This is a genomic window from Salinivibrio sp. MA427, from assembly GCF_001996115.1.
GTDB classification, from domain to species: Bacteria; Pseudomonadota; Gammaproteobacteria; order Enterobacterales; family Vibrionaceae; genus Salinivibrio; species Salinivibrio costicola.
On the sequence record NZ_MUFH01000028.1, the window covers coordinates 1 to 15,712 of the forward strand.

Consider the following 15,712-nt stretch of genomic DNA (forward strand, 5'->3'; position numbering starts at 1 on the left):
CGCATACTCACAATTAAATAAAGTAAAGTATTTATAAAAGGGTAATCGAAATCAATGGATTTGACCAGTCAGAGGCTACACTCATCAATGTGAAGATTATAAGATGTGCGGTTTGATCGCTTCATCTTTGCGGCTTAAATAGTGGGTGGAGCGAATACGGCGAATGGTCCGACATTGGCCACGTACCACCAGGGTTTCTGTCGTGGCTAGATCGCCCTGTCGGCTGATCCCATCAAGTAGGTCGCCTTTGGTGATGCCGGTTGCGGCGAAGACAACATTATCGCTACTGGCCATCTGTGACAGCGTGAGGACTTGGCGGGCTTGAATCCCCATTTGTTGACAACGGGCCAGTTCTTGCTCTCCGTAAACACGGTTTTCTGGGGTGTCACCTTTCACATCGTGTCGAGGGAGCAAACGGCCTTGCATGTCCCCGCCTAGTGCACGGATCACGGCCGCAGAGACGACCCCCTCTGGCGCTCCGCCGATCCCAACCATGACATCCACTTCACTTTCTGGCATGCAGGTTAGAATAGAAGCAGCTACATCACCATCAGGAAAGGCGAATACTCGGATCCCTTGCGCTTGCATACTGGCAATAATGGCATCATGACGAGGTTTTGCTAAGGTGGCGACGACGAGAGTGTCGAGGGTTTTTCCGAGCGTAATGGCGACATTCTTGAGGTTTTCAAGTAGGGACTTATTGAGGTCAATCACACCTTTAGCGCCAGGCCCCACCACTAATTTTTCCATGTACATATCTGGCGCTTTTAAAAAGCTACCCTTTTCTCCAGCGGCCAGCACTGCCAAGGCATTGGCCTGACCCATTGCTGTCATGCGTGTGCCTTCAATCGGATCAACGGCAATATCAACCGCTTCACCGCCCAAGCCGACTTGCTCGCCAATATATAGCATGGGGGCATCGTCGATTTCTCCTTCACCGATGACGACTTCACCGTCAATCTCGGTCAGATTTAGCAAGGTACGCATTACCTCAACCGCTGCGCCATCGGCTGCGTTTTTGTCCCCTCTTCCCAACCACTTATAACCCGCGAGAGCGGCGCCTTCGGTGACGCGAGAAAAAGCCAATGCGAGATCACGTTTCATGAGTACTCCGGAATGTCAGCCACATTAAGACAGGCGTTAGCCTAATTTGCGCGCAGTTTACCAGAAATAGAAAACGTTTGCGTAACGAGTGCGGCGGTGATTTTTATCTTCGCCGTGCGATAGTTGGCGAAGTCGCTGCATTTTTGCGCACTTGTCCATGCATAGGTAGTGAGAATAGTGGCAGTCTGACACCACCTGAGTACAATAAAGTCGGGGTGCACACCTGTTGCACGGGTTACTGCCGGATAAGCAGTAACGGGATCAATCGTCAGAAATAAGGTGGCCTTGATGTCATTGGAAGTATTAGAACAACTCGAAGCTAAAGTACAAATGGCGGTGGATACGATTTCGCTGCTACAAATGGAAATCGAAGAGCTCAAAGAAAAGAACGGGTCGCTGGAGCAAGATGCAGTGGCTGAAAAAGAAAGCCGTGAGCAATTAGCGCAAGAAAACGCCAAGTTAAAAGAAGAGCAAGAAGCTTGGCAGAATCGTATCCGCAGCTTACTCGGTAAGATCGAGAGCGTTGAATAAACCAAAAACAGAGCCGATGGGCTCTGTTTTTTATCGGTCAACTGACGCCACTAATCCTCGTCGAGATCATCGTCTTCTTCGTCGACTTCGGTGATGCTGAGCGGATCCGGCGATAAGATGACGCCAGTGGTGTCCGCATAGACATGGTCATCCGGCAAAAAGGTGACGCCGCCAAAGTTCACGGGGATGTCGGTTTCACCGGTGCCTTGTTCATCAGCGCCCACAGGGATAGAGGCCAAGGCCTGGATACCTATGTCGATTTCATCGATAGTATCCACGTCGCGCACGCAGCCATAGACAATCATGCCAGCCCAGTCGTTATCTGCCGCGAGCTGTGCAATCTCGCCATCAATTAAGGCGCGACGTAACGAGCCACCGCCATCGATCAACATAATCCGCTGCTCGCCGTCTTGCTCGGCCATCTCGCGGATTAAGCCTGTATCTTCGAAGCATTTTACCGTGGTAATTTGGCCACCAAACGAGCTGCGGCCCCCATAAGAGCTAAACATTGGCTCCACGACATCCACTTGGTCGGGGTACATGTCGCATAGTTCCGAGGTATTGTATTCCATAGTCTAACTTCTTGTTGAGGCAGAAAAAGGCTGACAAGCTTGCGCTGCCAACATGGCAAGTCCAAGTATAACGGGGCAACAAGGGTTTGCAATGACAAAGCGGCTAATCTGTGTCTTTATTAGACTAACAGCATCCCAGTCATAAATAGCCCATTAGTCACTAAGGCGCAGCGCACCATGTTGCCCATCATTGGCCGAAGCGCGTTCGCATTCGCTGTTTGATACACTTCGCGTCCGTGGCGAACCAATAAGGGCACACTCGCCAAGAACAACCATCCCAGCCAAGCTTGTAAGGTCAACGCGGCAAATAATGAGTAACAAACAATCGCACCGGCAAGTAGGATGACATGGTACTGGCGGCCTCGCTCGGGACCCAAGCGCACGACCAGGGTGTGTTTGCCACAAGCACGATCATTATCAATGTCTCGTAAGTTGTTGATGTTGAGCACGCYGACAGCCAGCAATCCGCATGCTGTCGCAGGCAAGATCACTAGCGAGTCAATCTGTCCAACTTGCAAATAGTAGGTCCCGGCGACGCCTAACCAACCAAAAAACATCAGCACCGATAAATCACCTAGGCCTCGATAGCCGTAAGGTTTATTGCCGACGGTATAGGTGAGCGAAGCGACGATGGCCATCAGGCCGAGCAATAAAAAGCTAATAATATCGGTGGGCTGCTGACAGGCAATCGCGATCAGTCCGCCGCCACTTAACACGGTGAGGGCAATATTGAAGGCCAGAGCGCGGCGCATGGTGGCGAGGCTCACTTTGCCCGATTGGATGGCACGCATCGGACCTAAACGGGTCATGTTGTCCGTGCCTTTTATCGCATCCCCGTAGTCATTAGCAAGATTAGAGAGGATTTGTAAGAATAAAGCGGTGATCAGCGCCATGACACTGATAGACCAAGAGAGGTTGCCTTGCGCTGCGGCGACCGCACTCCCTGATAAAATGGATGTCACGGCCAAAGGCAGCGTTTTGGGTCGCGCAGCATCAAGCCAAATAGCGAGCGTAGGGTGCAGCATAGCGATCCTCGAGACGAAAAAACGATGTCACTATTATTACGCAAGCAGCACAAGGAGTAACGAGTTCGCGACCGAAATCCGGCTTCCTATTGCGCCAGCTCAAGTTTTGATGCAAAAAAGGGCAGCGTTTGCTGCCCTAAGTTCGATAGTTGACGTGTCGTGACTACAGGATAAACCGACTTAAGTCTTCGTCATCCACCAGCTCTTCGAGGTGGCTACGGACGTATTCTGCGTCAACCACAACCTGTTGACCGGCGCGTTCACTGGCTTCGTATGAGACATCTTCCATCAGTCGCTCCATCAAGGTATGCAGACGACGCGCACCGATGTTTTCGGTTTTCTCATTGACTCGCCACGCCGCGGAAGCCAGCTCATCAATACCGCTTGGCTCAAAGCTCAAGTCAATCTCCTCGGTTTTGAGTAGTGCCGAGTATTGCTGGGTCAGTGAGGCGTTCGGCTCGGTAAGAATCCGTTTGAAGTCATTGGTTGACAATGCTTCTAGCTCGACGCGGATCGGGAGACGGCCTTGTAGTTCCGGGATCAAATCTGACGGACGTGAGACCTGAAATGCACCAGAGGCAATAAACAGGATATGATCGGTTTTGATCATGCCATGCTTGGTTGAGACCGTACTGCCTTCAACTAACGGTAAGAGATCACGCTGTACCCCTTCACGTGATACATCGCCACCACTGGTGTTACCCGACTTACAAATCTTATCGATTTCATCCACGAACACGATGCCATTGTTTTCCACCATGTGGATGGCTTGCTCTTTGATTTCTTCTTGATTGACCAGCTTAGCCGCTTCTTCTTCGGTCAGCGCCTTCATTGCGTCTTTGATTTTCATCTTACGCTTTTTAGTGCTGTTGCCGGCAAGGTTTTGGAACATCCCTTGCAGCTGATTGGTCATTTCTTCCATGCCCGGTGGTGACATGATTTCTACGCCCATTTGCGGCGCCGCAACATCGACTTCCACTTCTTTGTCGTCAAGTTTACCTTCGCGTAATTTTTTACGGAAGCTTTGGCGTGTTGACGAATCTTCTTGGGTCGCTTCGTTTTGGCCCCATGCATCACGCGCTGGAGGCAGTAAGATGTCGAGGATACGATCTTCCGCTTGTTCTTCGGCGCGGAATTTGACTTTTTCCATCGCCTGCTGCTGGGTCAGATTCATCGCCACATCCGCGAGATCACGAATAATGGTCTCGACTTCTTTACCCACATAGCCGACTTCGGTGAATTTGGTCGCTTCTACCTTGATAAAAGGCGCATTAGCTAATCGCGCAAGACGACGTGCAATTTCGGTTTTACCGACACCGGTGGGGCCAATCATCAAGATGTTTTTCGGGGTCACTTCCGCACGCAAGTCTTCTGGCAGTTGCATACGGCGCCAGCGGTTTCGCAGTGCGATCGCCACCGCACGTTTGGCATTGTCTTGACCAATAATATGGCGGTCAAGTTCGTGCACGATTTCGCGTGGAGTCATTTCAGACATCACTAATCCTGTTTATTACTCTCGAGTTCTTCAACCGTGTGTTGTTGGTTTGTAAACACACATATATCACCGGCGATGGTTAGCGCTTTCTCTGCAATCTCGCGGGCGTCTAACTCGGTGTTTTCTAACATGGCAACGGCGGCGGCTTGCGCATAGTTACCGCCTGAGCCAATAGCAATCAGATCGCGCTCGGGCTCAACCACATCACCATTACCGGTAATGATTAAGGAAGCGGTTTCATCCGCGACAGCCAGTAGGGCTTCAAGGCGACGCAGCGCGCGATCGGTTCGCCATTCTTTGGCAAGCTCAACGGCTGCTTTGGTTAGGTGCCCTTGGTGGAGCTCAAGCTTACGCTCAAAGCGCTCAAATAAGGTAAAGGCATCTGCGGTACCGCCAGCAAAACCAGCGAGCACTTGGCCGTTATACAAGCGACGAACTTTTCGTGCATTACCTTTCATGACGGTATTGCCGAGCGATACTTGACCATCGCCAGCAATAACCACTTTACCTTCGCGACGGACGGAGACGATTGTAGTCACGGGAACCTCTTTGTTTGTGTCTGGTGCACCAGATGGGTGATTAATCTAGATGGTTGGGTTTTGACGCTGACTTTTCAAGGGGAGAGCGCAATACTTTCCCCGTTCGCTATTCCCAATACCAAATAGCACAAGGTTCGACACCGGCGCGACGCAGCATATTGCGATCTTTCTCTGCTTGGCGCTTGCGCGGGTAAGGGCCAAGCACCACACGATACCAAGTGCCTTTCTCACCAGGGCTTACCTTGATTTGGCTTTCTAGCCCTTGAAACGCAATGATCGCTTTACGTTCATTAGCCTGCCCTTGGCTACGGTAAGCACCGCATTGCATGAGGTAAGGACGGGTCGATTGTGGCAGCGCTTTTGCTTTCACTTCTACTTCCTTGCCTTCCAGCTCTTCGATGTAGCTCCATTTTTCTTTGGGCTTTTTCGGTAGACTTTCTACCTGGCTTTGCGTGGCCGGTTGCGTGTGAGACACGGGGGGAGAAGGGGGTGTCGGTGCATCGGTTTTGCTCAACCAATACAGGCCATAAGCAAACGCACCCACTAAGACGACAGCAAGCAGCGCCCATTTAAATGGGAATCCAGCCCGCGTCTTGGTCGGTTGGCGGCGAGTATTTTTTTTACGCGGCGCTTTGCCACGTTTAACGTAATCACGAGTTGCCACAGCAAATAATCAAATTAAGAAGCCAGTAAAGGGCTCATATTACTGGCTTGAGCCCGTGCTGACTAGTCTTACTACCGAGACGGAGGGGCGACACTCTCACGGATCACCAGCTTGGCGTCCAAAAGGCGGGAGCCGGGGTTCACTTCTCGTCCTTGTAAGGTGTTTAGCAGCATCAACATGGCTTGGCGGCCAATGTCATAGCGAGGCTGCGAAACGGTCGTGAGTGGTGGATCGCAATACTCGGCGAATTGGATATCATCAAAGCCAACAATGGAGATATCTTGCGGAACCCGCATGCCTAAACGTTTCGCTTGTTGCATCGCGCCGACGGCCATGACATCGCAGTGACAGAATACCGCAGTGGGTGGCTCAGGCAGAGAGAGCAAGTTGGTGATGGCACGCGCTCCGGAGGCAAAACTAAAGTCACCGACGACGCTATACGCTGGATTGATGGTGATCCCCGCACGATGTAACGCTTGCTGATACCCTTGTGAGCGGAACTGCGTTAATGCGGTCTCCGGTACGCCGGTAATGTTAGCAATCCGAGTATGGCCAACTTGGGTGAGATAATTAACCGCTTCAAAGGCAGCGGTAAGATTATCGATATGAACCGTCGGTAATTCCAGATCGGGCGCATATTCACAGGCCATGACCAGTGGCGGTAAGTTTTTTTGCTCAGGCTTGCTGACATCAAAAGGGACGTCGGAGCCAAGCAACAGCATGCCATCCGCTTGTTTAGTAAACACCAGATTGACGAATGAATTTTCACGGTGGTGTTGCTGGGCACTGTCACCCAGTAGAACCAGGTAGCCATGCTCCATGGCGGCTTCTTCAATGCCGCGAATAATCTCACTGAAGTAGGGATCACAAATGTCCGGTACAATAGCGACGATGGTTTTTGATTCATTGCGACGCAAGTTACGCGCAAGTGAATTAGGGGAATAACCAGCTTCAACCACAGCATGTTCAACTTTTTTACGCGTGCTGGCTGACACCTTCTCTGGGTTCATCAGCGCGCGCGATACCGTTGCTGTGGATACACCGGCAATGTGGGCAACGTCCTTCATTGTCGCCATAATGACAGTCCTCTTGTTATCTATATTGTGAGATCAAACAGTTATTAGCTCATCTGACCTGTTTTCTTAGCCAATTGCGGCCCTATTTTACCTATGCTTGTCCAATTTAAATACGGACAAGCTAACACTTATTGCAATGAAAGTGTGACTTGTGTCGACTTACAGCAAGGGAGTATTAAGAAAGGTCTTGCGGCTCGACATCTAAAGACCAACGTACCTTGCGCGAAAGGGGTAATTGATGGATTGCAGGAAGAGCCACCGTTAGCCACTGCTGCATCACTTTTCGACTTGGGGCTTGGATTAATAATTGCCAGCGATAACGGCCCGCGCGTTTGGCCATCGCTGCGGGCATAGGGCCCATGATATGGCTTTCATCGTGTTGAATGGGGGAGGCAGCGAGCGTTTGACGTACTTGTTGTAAAAACTGCTGCACACTGTTTTCTTCATGGCCTTCGGCGCGAAATAAACTTAAGAACGTATAGGGCRGAAGCCAAGCTTGGCGGCGTTCAGTGAGCGCCGACTCCGCAAAGGCTTGATAGCCTTTGTGCACCAGCGATTGGATCAGGCTATGCTCGGGATGGTGCGTTTGTAATAGCACCGTCCCTGGCTTGCTGGCGCGACCGGCGCGGCCGGCGACTTGCACCATCAGTTGCGCCAACCGTTCAGGCGCGCGAAAGTCATTACTAAACAAGGCACCGTCGACATCAACTAACGCCACTAGGGTGACATTGGGAAAATGATGGCCCTTAGCGAGCATTTGTGTGCCCAGTAGGATCTGATATTCGCCCTTTTCTATGCGATTAAGGTAGGTTTCCAAGCTGCCCTTACGGCGGGTGTTGTCGCGATCAATACGCACGGTTTTGTACTCAGGAAAGAGCTCGCCCAACTGGCTTTCAAGCTGCTCGGTGCCCACGCCGACACTGATTAACTGGGTGGAGCCACAATCGTGACACTGGTGCGGAACGGGTTTTTGGTGGCCACAATGATGACAACGCAATTCTTGCTGTTGCTGGTGAAGGGTGTAGTAAGCATCACAACGTTGACAATTCGCGAGCCAGCCACACTCGTGGCACATCATGGCGGGCGCATAGCCACGGCGATTTAAAAACAACATGACCTGATTGCCTTGTTGTAGGTGCTGGCGCATTTCGGCGATCAACGGCGCGGATAATCCAGCGTCGAGGTAATGGCCCTTAATATCGAGTATTCCCTGACGTGCGGTCACCGCATTACCTGGACGCTGAGTCAGCTTGAGGTACTGATATTTACCGGTTTTTGCGTTATGCAAGCTTTCCAAAGAAGGGGTGGCAGAACCGAGTATCACCGGCACTTTTTCTTCATGACCACGCATAACCGCTAAGTCTCGGGCATGATAACGAAAGCTATCTTGCTGTTTATACGAGGGGTCATGCTCTTCGTCAATAATGATGATGCCTAAATTAGCCATCGGCGTGAACAGGGCAGACCGTGTACCAATGACGATTGCTGCTTGATTCTCGCGCGCGGCCAACCAGGCTTTTAGTCGATCGTTATCATTTAAGCCTGAATGCATCACGGTTACCGGGACATGAAAGCGGCGCTCAAACCGGCGAATGGTTTGTGGGGTGAGGCCGATTTCTGGTACCAAAATTAAGGCTTGTTCACCGCGAGCAAGCACAGGTTCGAGCACGTTTAGGTAGACCTCTGTCTTCCCTGAACCGGTGATCCCCTCGAGTAAAGCACAAGCAAAACCGTCATTGGCATTGATGGTGGCAACCGCCATCGCCTGTTCATGGTTGAGTGCCGGTTTGTCTTCGGTGACGGCAAAATGCGGTTGCCAGGCTTGAGCGTTTAGCGGTGGTGTGTAGGGGGCTATCCAACCTTTTTCAGCCACGGTTTTTAGCACCGGTGCGCCGATGTCTTGTTCGATCAAGTCGGCATGGGTGGCAGGGCCGTGTGTGAGCAACTGCAATACCCGAGCTTGTTTAGGGGCACGGCTCAGGCCCGAGAGGGGTTGGTTTTGTCCTGACTCGGTAATTTGCCACCATTTTTGCTGTTGTAATGCCGCAGGGCGTCCTTTTCGAAGCAGGGTTGGCATCACAGCGCCCATCGCATCCCCTAGCGGATGATGATAAAAGCGGCTTGCCCAGTGGAGTAAATGATAGACGCCGGGCGTCCAAACCGGTTGGGTATCCAATACGGCATCGAGCACCTTGAGTTGGCTCGCGTCCACACTGGCGGTTGCGGATAAGCCGGTGACAATGCCAACCTTGTGCTGGCGGCCAAAGGGCACTTTTACCCGCCCACCGATGATGGGGTGTTGATTCTCACCGATTCGGTAATCAAAAGTTTTCGCTAACGGGACCGGTAGGGCCACCTGAGCAAACTGTTCCATCACAACATCTTATTGACCAGAAGGGGGCTCAGTGTAACGGTTCGCCTTCGGTTGGCAAAGCCTTGTTGTACGGTGACGCGGCGTGGTGATTGCACAAAAAAGTTGCGAAACCGAGGGGGCTTGATTAGAATTGCGCGCCTTAGAAAATATTTGTTAACGACGTGTGGTGCCCGGCTTAGGATCGGGAGAGCGACACGGCCTTTAAAATGAGGTTATCCCTATGAAAGCTGGTATCCATCCAGAGTACAAAGCCGTCACAGCAAAATGCTCTTGCGGTAACGAATTTGCGTTCAGCACAACCCTAGGTAAAAACATCAACCTAGACGTGTGTGACAAATGTCACCCATTCTACACCGGTAAGCAGCGTATCCTTGATGCTGGTGGCCGTGTTGATCGCTTTAAGAAACGTTTCGGTGCCCTTAGCAGCAAAAAATAAGCAGCTATTGACCGAATATAGAGAAGGGACGCATCAGCGTCCCTTTTTTTGATTGTATCGTCCTAGTATTCGGACAACAGGTCCGAGCATCATCGCGAATACGGCGTTAGTACTGGTGGACGTTTCCCCGCTGCGTTACCATCTTTACCCTTATACAAACCTTTCCTGTGTGGTTTGTAGAGTGTCTGGCTAATATCGGTCATCCTTCCCTGCCGGTATTGGTTACCCCTTCACGATAATAACTAGGAAAACGACATGTCGGACGATAAACGTCAGCAAGCGCTGGATTATCATGCATACCCTACACCCGGAAAAATCTCTGTCGAACTCAGTAAGCCTGCTGATTCAGCGGCGGATCTTGCTCTCGCCTACAGCCCAGGCGTTGCTGAACCTGTGCGTGAAATAGCCCAAGATGCGGATGCCGTATATCGCTATACCGGTAAAGGCAATATGGTTGCGGTGATCTCAAACGGCACCGCGATTTTGGGGTTAGGGAATTTAGGGCCGATGGCGTCAAAGCCTGTCATGGAAGGCAAAGCGTTATTGTTCAAGCGTTTTGCCGGCTTGGACTCGATCGACATTGAAGTTAAACACCGCACCATCGATGAGTTTGTTGATACCGTAGCCAATATTGCTGACACCTTTGGCGGTATCAACCTTGAAGATATCAAAGCCCCAGATTGTTTTGAGATCGAAAAGCAGCTGATTGAACGCTGTGAAGTGCCTGTCTTCCATGATGATCAACATGGTACCGCGATTGTCACTGCTGCGGGGATGCTTAACGCGCTCGAGTTGCAAGGCAAAGATATTGGTGAAGCCACCATCGTGTGTCTCGGTGCGGGTGCCGCTGCGGTGGCCTGTATGGAGCTATTGATTAAATGTGGCGCCCAGCGCGAAAAGATTTACATGCTGGATCGCAAAGGGGTGATTCACACCCGTCGTGATGACATTAACAAGTATAAGCAGCTGTTTGCCAATAACACGGATAAGCGTACCCTCGAAGATGTGATTGAAGGTGCGGATCTCTTTGTTGGCGTATCAGGCCCGGATTTGCTCTCGCCTGAGGCATTAAAACTGATGGCGGATAAGCCTGTCGTGTTTGCCTGCTCAAACCCAGATCCTGAAATTAATCCAGAGGTTGCGCACCAAGTCCGGGATGATCTGATCATTGGAACGGGGCGTTCGGATTACCCGAATCAGGTGAATAACGTCTTGTGTTTCCCGTTTATTTTCCGGGGAGCATTAGATGTGCGTGCCAGTGAGATCAATGATGCGATGAAGTTGGCCGCCGTTGAAGCGATTCGTGGTTTGGCGAAAGAGCCTATACCACAATCGGTCTTAGATGCCGCGGGCTTGTCTTCACTCAGTTTTGGCCCGGATTACATCATTCCCAAGCCGATGGATGCCCGTTTACTGCCCAAGGTAGCACGTGCCGTGGCGCTTGCGGCCGTCGAAACCGGCGTAGCCCGTATTGAGATGCCAGACAACTATATGTTGTAAAGAAAACATGTTGTAATTAGAAAACAGTGTCTTACCATAAAAAAACCGCCGATGGCGGTTTTTTTGTTTAGTATTCACTGTCGTCAAACTCAATACCCAACTCTTCCATGATCCGACGTGCCTCGGCAGGAATGCTATCGGGTTTATCCTTACGGATGTCGTCATCGGTTGGCAGAGGCTGCCCGGTATAGGCATGTAAAAATGCCTCACACAATAGCTCACTGTTGGTCGCATGACGCAGGTTATGAACCTGACGGCGAGTGCGCTCATCAGTAAGAATTTTTAATACTTTAAGTGGGATAGAGACGGTGATCTTCTTTACCTGCTCTTTCTTTTTACCATGTTCGGCATACGGATTAATGTAATCGCCGTTCCACTGCGCCATGTCTCACCTATCTTGATTATGGAATACCCAGAATGATGCTGCGGAGATTTTAGCTATATTAACCGCCACATGCAAAGGTGTTTAGACGTCTAGAAGTGTTGACGTCCCAGAAGCGCCGAGGTAAAGTAGTATGATGACGACTGGATCACGTAAACCGTGCCAGCGCAACAAGAGCAAGGATGAACCATGACAGGTAAAAAAACCGACACCATTGCCGTTCGAACAGGAATTGGCACTGACACGCAACATCATGCGGTTGTGCCGCCTTTGTATTTATCAACCAACTATCGTTTTCCTGCTTTTGGCGACGTTCCCACTTATGATTATGCCCGTGGGGGCAATCCAACTCGAGCTCAGTTAGAGCAAGCGTTAACGGAACTGGAAGGCGGAGCCGGTGCCGTGGTGACCAACTGTGGGATGGCAGCCATTAACTTGGTGTTGTCTTTACTGGATGCAGGGGATCATATTGTTGCACCGCACGATTGTTATGGTGGTACCTATCGCTTGTTAGAGTCACGCGCCAAGCAAGGGATTTGGCAAGTCAGTTTTGTCGATCAATCTGATCACCAGGCGTTAACCGCTGCGCTGGCAAAACAGCCGAAACTGGTGTTAGTTGAAACACCCTCTAATCCGCTATTGCGTGTGGTCGATATTGCTAAAATCTGCCAACAGGCCCACCAAATGGGGGCATGGGTGGTGGTCGATAACACCTTTTTATCGCCAGCACTCCAACAGCCTTTTTCACTGGGTGCGGACATCATCGTGCATTCCACTACTAAATTTATTAATGGTCACTCTGATATTGTCGGTGGCGCTGTAGTGGCGAAGACGCCTGAATTGGCTGCAACATTAGCGTGGTGGGGCAACTGCTTGGGCGCAACAGGCAACGCCTTTGACAGTTATATGACATTGCGAGGGTTGCGTACCTTGGGCGCTCGGGTTAAACAACATCAGCAAAATACGCAAGCGGTATTAACCTATTTGCAAACAGTCCCTGCGGTGCGGCAACTCTACTATCCCGGTTTGGCGACACATCCAGGCCATGACATTGCCGCCCGTCAGCAGTTTGGATTTGGTAGTATGCTCAGCCTCGAGCTGGACACGGACTCCGCTGGGATCGCACGTTTTATTGAAGGCTTATCCTTATTTGCGCTTGCCGAGTCGCTGGGCGGGGTAGAAAGTCTGGTCACGCATCCAGGGTCAATGACCCATCGTGCGATGAGTGATGACGCGCAAGCCGAGGCTGGCATTACCCCGACGTTGCTGCGTTTTTCTATTGGACTAGAAGACGCAGAAGACTTAGTGGCCGATTTGGCGCATGCCTTCGCCCATTTAGCTAACCAGTAAAACCGATTGCTATAGGTGTTGCTGTCATAGCACGCCGCTTTATTGATATTTATTGAGACCAAGAGAGACCTCGCCATGCACGCGCAACCGATGGACACCGCCCCCGAATCACAACGCCAATTGCATAAATTTGGTGGCAGCAGTTTAGCGAGCCCAGATTGTTATCGCCGTGTGGTCGATGTGCTGACGGGGCATGCAAAGGCGCACGACTTAATTGTGGTCTCTGCGGCGGGGAAAACGACCAATCAGCTCATTGCTTGGCTCGCTCAACTGGGCAAAGATGGCCGGTTGGCGCATGAGACCTTGCAAGGCGTCCGTGCCTTTCAGCAAGACTTGATTGAAAATCTGATCAACGGTGATCACAAACAACAGTTGGTTGATGCCTTATCTGCTGACATCGCGACGATCGCGTCGCTCGGGGAGACAGCGCTGAGCGACAGCGTACAAGCCGATGTGCAAGGGTTCGGAGAGGTTTGGTCGGCGCGTTTATTAGCCGCGCTGCTTAATCAGCAGTGTCGTCAGGCGGTGATGTTGGACTCGCGCCACTGTTTACGCGCGGAACGTGCGGCTCAACCTGAGGTCGATCGCTGCGCATCATGGCCACTGTTACGGCAGCAACTTTCTCAGCACACGCAATCTCACGTCGTGATTACGGGGTTTATGGCGCAAAATCAAGCTGGGGAAACCGTACTTTTGGGGCGTAACGGGTCAGATTATTCGGCCACGGTACTCGGTGCGTTAGCGGGGGTCCGCCGCGTGACTATATGGAGTGATGTTGCCGGTGTATACAGCGCGGATCCACGCCATGTCGATAATGCTTGCTTGTTACCCTTAATCCGATTGGATGAAGCAGGCGAATTGGCACGCTTGGCGGCGCCCGTGCTTCATAGCCGTACTTTACAGCCTGTGGCGCAAAGTGCGACCGATCTGACCTTACGTTGTACCCAGGCCCCCGATAGTGGCTCGACCCATATAGAGCGTGTACTGGCTACCGGACGCGGGGCAAAAATCATTACATCTTTGGATGATGTGTGCCTATTGCAGTTTGATGTCGCCCGCGGGCAAGATTTTCAGGCAATTAAACAAGAGTTGAGCCGCATCCTCTCTCAGCTGAAAGTGCAACCACTGGCGACGGATTATCAAGATGATCAGTATCGTATCTTGCTGGCCTTTACGGCGGAGGTCGTGGCCTCGGTCATGGCCCAGATCCAGGATGCCGGGCTATCCGCGGAGTTGAAGCTGCGCGAAGGGTTTAACATGGTTGCTGCCGTCGGAGCCGGCGTGGTCAATAATCCCGTGCACTGTCATGGTTTTTATCAGCAGCTGAAGTCACAGCCTGTAGAGTTTATCAGTGAATCTGCATCTGGACTGAGCATGGTGGCGATTTTGCGTCAGGTGCATACGCCTGCCCTTGTGGCCAGCTTGCATGATGCGCTGTTCCAAGCCCAACGTCGCATTGGCTTGGTGTTGGTAGGAAAAGGAAACATTGGCGCGCGTTGGCTCAGCTTGTTTGCCGAGCAAAAATCGCACCTCGAAAAGCGTCATGGCAAGGAGGTGTCGCTGATTTCTGTGGTAGATAGTCGTAATCAATGGTTAGATTTTGCTGGCATCGATCCGATGCAGATCAGGGATGACTTTGATGACAATGGCACGCCATACTTTGATGATGAATGGTTAACACGCTTATTGAATCATCCTTATGATGATGTGGTGATTTTGGATGTCACTGCCAATACCTCACTGGCAGCTCTCTATCCGCGTCTCGCCGAGCATGGTTTTCATTTAATCTCCGCCAACAAAGAAGCCGGCGCGGCACCGGCCGAACAATACCATGCGATTCAACATGCGTTTGCGAAAACGGGGCGCCATTGGTTATATAACGCCACGGTAGGCGCTGGGCTGCCGATTAACTATGCGGTTCAAGACTTACGTGAAAGCGGTGATCATATCCTCGCACTCTCAGGGATCTTTTCCGGCACGTTATCCTGGCTTTTTTTGCAATTCACCGGCGAAGTCCCGTTCAGTGCTTTACTTGAACAGGCATGGCAGCAAGGGCTAACTGAACCTGATCCGCGTGACGATCTGTCGGGTGCCGACGTGGTGCGTAAATTAGTGATTCTCGCAAGGGAGGCGGGCCTGTCATTGGAGCCCGAGCAGGTCAAGGTTGAGTCACTGATACCGCCAGCGCTGCAATCTTTGTCGTTAGATGCGTTTCTCGATAACGCCCATCAAATGGATGCGTGTTTACAGGAGCGATTGGAAAAAGCGCAGCAAGATCGCGCCGTGTTGCGCTATGTGGCGCGTCTAGAAGCCAATGGTAATGCGCAGGTGAGCTTAGAAACCTTACCGAGTGAGCATCCGCTGGCGCATCTACTGCCCTGTGATAATGTGTTTGCGATTGAAAGCCAATGGTATCGTGAAAATCCATTAGTGATCCGCGGACCGGGAGCGGGGCGTGATGTCACCGCTGGGGCGATACAATCTGATCTGAATCGCTTAATTGGGCGTCTTCACTAATGTCCTTTTAGTAAACGTGATCTTCGCAAACGTGAAAGCTGTCTTACTCCACATAAGACAGCTTTTTTTTATCTGAAGATCACGTTATATGAAGCGCTTTTGGCTGCTGCTCTCGGTGGCTTCCTGCATGTTGACTATCTTCATAAT

General features: G+C 51.3%; 14 protein-coding genes. 5 read left to right on the forward strand and 9 right to left on the reverse strand.

All coding sequences use genetic code 11. The annotated features are described in order from the left end of the window. Window positions 1–96 precede the first annotated feature (96 nt). A complete protein-coding gene (gene glpX / locus BZG79_RS04110) occupies window positions 97–1,104 on the reverse strand; it encodes a class II fructose-bisphosphatase (protein ID WP_077773785.1) in 1,008 nt (335 codons plus the stop codon). A gap of 288 nt (window positions 1,105–1,392) precedes the next feature. Between glpX and zapB the strand changes: the two genes are divergently transcribed. Next, window positions 1,393–1,635: a cell division protein ZapB gene (gene zapB, locus BZG79_RS04115; protein ID WP_025744238.1), complete on the forward strand. Its 243-nt coding sequence runs from the start codon at window positions 1,393–1,395 to the stop codon at window positions 1,633–1,635. A gap of 50 nt (window positions 1,636–1,685) precedes the next feature. Here the strand turns inward: zapB and rraA are convergent, their stop codons facing one another. The 7 genes from rraA to priA all read right to left on the reverse strand — a co-directional run bounded on the left by rraA (window position 1,686) and on the right by priA (window position 9,383). Further along, entirely contained in the window at window positions 1,686–2,207 is a 522-nt protein-coding gene (rraA, locus tag BZG79_RS04120; RefSeq protein WP_077646523.1) for a ribonuclease E activity regulator RraA, read from the reverse strand. A 119-nt stretch (window positions 2,208–2,326) separates the two neighbouring features. Next, window positions 2,327–3,232, reverse strand: coding sequence for a 1,4-dihydroxy-2-naphthoate polyprenyltransferase (locus BZG79_RS04125; protein ID WP_077773786.1), 906 nt, complete (start codon window positions 3,230–3,232; stop codon window positions 2,327–2,329). 163 nt (window positions 3,233–3,395) lie between these two features. Further along, window positions 3,396–4,727 (reverse strand): HslU--HslV peptidase ATPase subunit, encoded by a 1,332-nt coding sequence (hslU, locus tag BZG79_RS04130; RefSeq protein ID WP_025744240.1) that lies wholly within the window; start codon window positions 4,725–4,727, stop codon window positions 3,396–3,398. A gap of 2 nt (window positions 4,728–4,729) precedes the next feature. Beyond that, entirely contained in the window at window positions 4,730–5,266 is a 537-nt protein-coding gene (gene hslV, locus BZG79_RS04135; protein ID WP_077577212.1) for an ATP-dependent protease subunit HslV, read from the reverse strand. A gap of 106 nt (window positions 5,267–5,372) precedes the next feature. Then, the gene (locus tag BZG79_RS04140) at window positions 5,373–5,930 is read right to left on the reverse strand and encodes an SPOR domain-containing protein (protein ID WP_077461532.1); all 558 of its coding nucleotides are present in this window, start codon (window positions 5,928–5,930) and stop codon (window positions 5,373–5,375) included. Between the two features lie 71 nt (window positions 5,931–6,001). Further along, entirely contained in the window at window positions 6,002–7,030 is a 1,029-nt protein-coding gene (cytR, locus tag BZG79_RS04145) for a DNA-binding transcriptional regulator CytR (RefSeq protein WP_277918384.1), read from the reverse strand. Window positions 7,031–7,181: 151 nt separating this feature from the next. Further along, window positions 7,182–9,383 (reverse strand): primosomal protein N', encoded by a 2,202-nt coding sequence (gene priA / locus BZG79_RS04150; RefSeq protein WP_077773787.1) that lies wholly within the window; start codon window positions 9,381–9,383, stop codon window positions 7,182–7,184. 217 nt (window positions 9,384–9,600) lie between these two features. On the opposite strand from priA, the gene rpmE reads away from it, so the two are divergent. Both rpmE and BZG79_RS04160 read left to right on the forward strand, forming a co-directional pair. Next, window positions 9,601–9,816: a 50S ribosomal protein L31 gene (rpmE, locus tag BZG79_RS04155; protein WP_077461534.1), complete on the forward strand. Its 216-nt coding sequence runs from the start codon at window positions 9,601–9,603 to the stop codon at window positions 9,814–9,816. Between the two features lie 255 nt (window positions 9,817–10,071). Next, window positions 10,072–11,316: a malic enzyme-like NAD(P)-binding protein gene (locus BZG79_RS04160; protein ID WP_077773788.1), complete on the forward strand. Its 1,245-nt coding sequence runs from the start codon at window positions 10,072–10,074 to the stop codon at window positions 11,314–11,316. 67 nt (window positions 11,317–11,383) lie between these two features. Here BZG79_RS04160 and metJ read toward each other — a convergent pair whose 3' ends face one another. Beyond that, window positions 11,384–11,701: a met regulon transcriptional regulator MetJ gene (metJ, locus tag BZG79_RS04165; RefSeq protein WP_025673335.1), complete on the reverse strand. Its 318-nt coding sequence runs from the start codon at window positions 11,699–11,701 to the stop codon at window positions 11,384–11,386. A 186-nt stretch (window positions 11,702–11,887) separates the two neighbouring features. On the opposite strand from metJ, the gene metB reads away from it, so the two are divergent. Continuing rightward, window positions 11,888–13,048 (forward strand): cystathionine gamma-synthase, encoded by a 1,161-nt coding sequence (metB, locus tag BZG79_RS04170; protein WP_077773789.1) that lies wholly within the window; start codon window positions 11,888–11,890, stop codon window positions 13,046–13,048. A 75-nt stretch (window positions 13,049–13,123) separates the two neighbouring features. Beyond that, window positions 13,124–15,565: a bifunctional aspartate kinase/homoserine dehydrogenase II gene (locus BZG79_RS04175; protein WP_077773790.1), complete on the forward strand. Its 2,442-nt coding sequence runs from the start codon at window positions 13,124–13,126 to the stop codon at window positions 15,563–15,565. Window positions 15,566–15,712: the final 147 nt, after the last annotated feature.

What these genes read in the sequence shown, in the direction of transcription:
- rraA (WP_077646523.1), bottom strand. Translation starts at nt 2,207, where the DNA reads ATGGAATACAATACCTCGGAACTATGCGACATGTACCCCGACCAAGTG.
- hslU (WP_025744240.1), bottom strand. Translation starts at nt 4,727, where the DNA reads ATGTCTGAAATGACTCCACGCGAAATCGTGCACGAACTTGACCGCCAT.
- BZG79_RS04175 (WP_077773790.1), top strand. Translation starts at nt 13,124, where the DNA reads ATGCACGCGCAACCGATGGACACCGCCCCCGAATCACAACGCCAATTG.
- glpX (WP_077773785.1), bottom strand. Translation starts at nt 1,104, where the DNA reads ATGAAACGTGATCTCGCATTGGCTTTTTCTCGCGTCACCGAAGGCGCC.
- rpmE (WP_077461534.1), top strand. Translation starts at nt 9,601, where the DNA reads ATGAAAGCTGGTATCCATCCAGAGTACAAAGCCGTCACAGCAAAATGC.
- metJ (WP_025673335.1), bottom strand. Translation starts at nt 11,701, where the DNA reads ATGGCGCAGTGGAACGGCGATTACATTAATCCGTATGCCGAACATGGT.
- BZG79_RS04160 (WP_077773788.1), top strand. Translation starts at nt 10,072, where the DNA reads ATGTCGGACGATAAACGTCAGCAAGCGCTGGATTATCATGCATACCCT.
- zapB (WP_025744238.1), top strand. Translation starts at nt 1,393, where the DNA reads ATGTCATTGGAAGTATTAGAACAACTCGAAGCTAAAGTACAAATGGCG.
- metB (WP_077773789.1), top strand. Translation starts at nt 11,888, where the DNA reads ATGACAGGTAAAAAAACCGACACCATTGCCGTTCGAACAGGAATTGGC.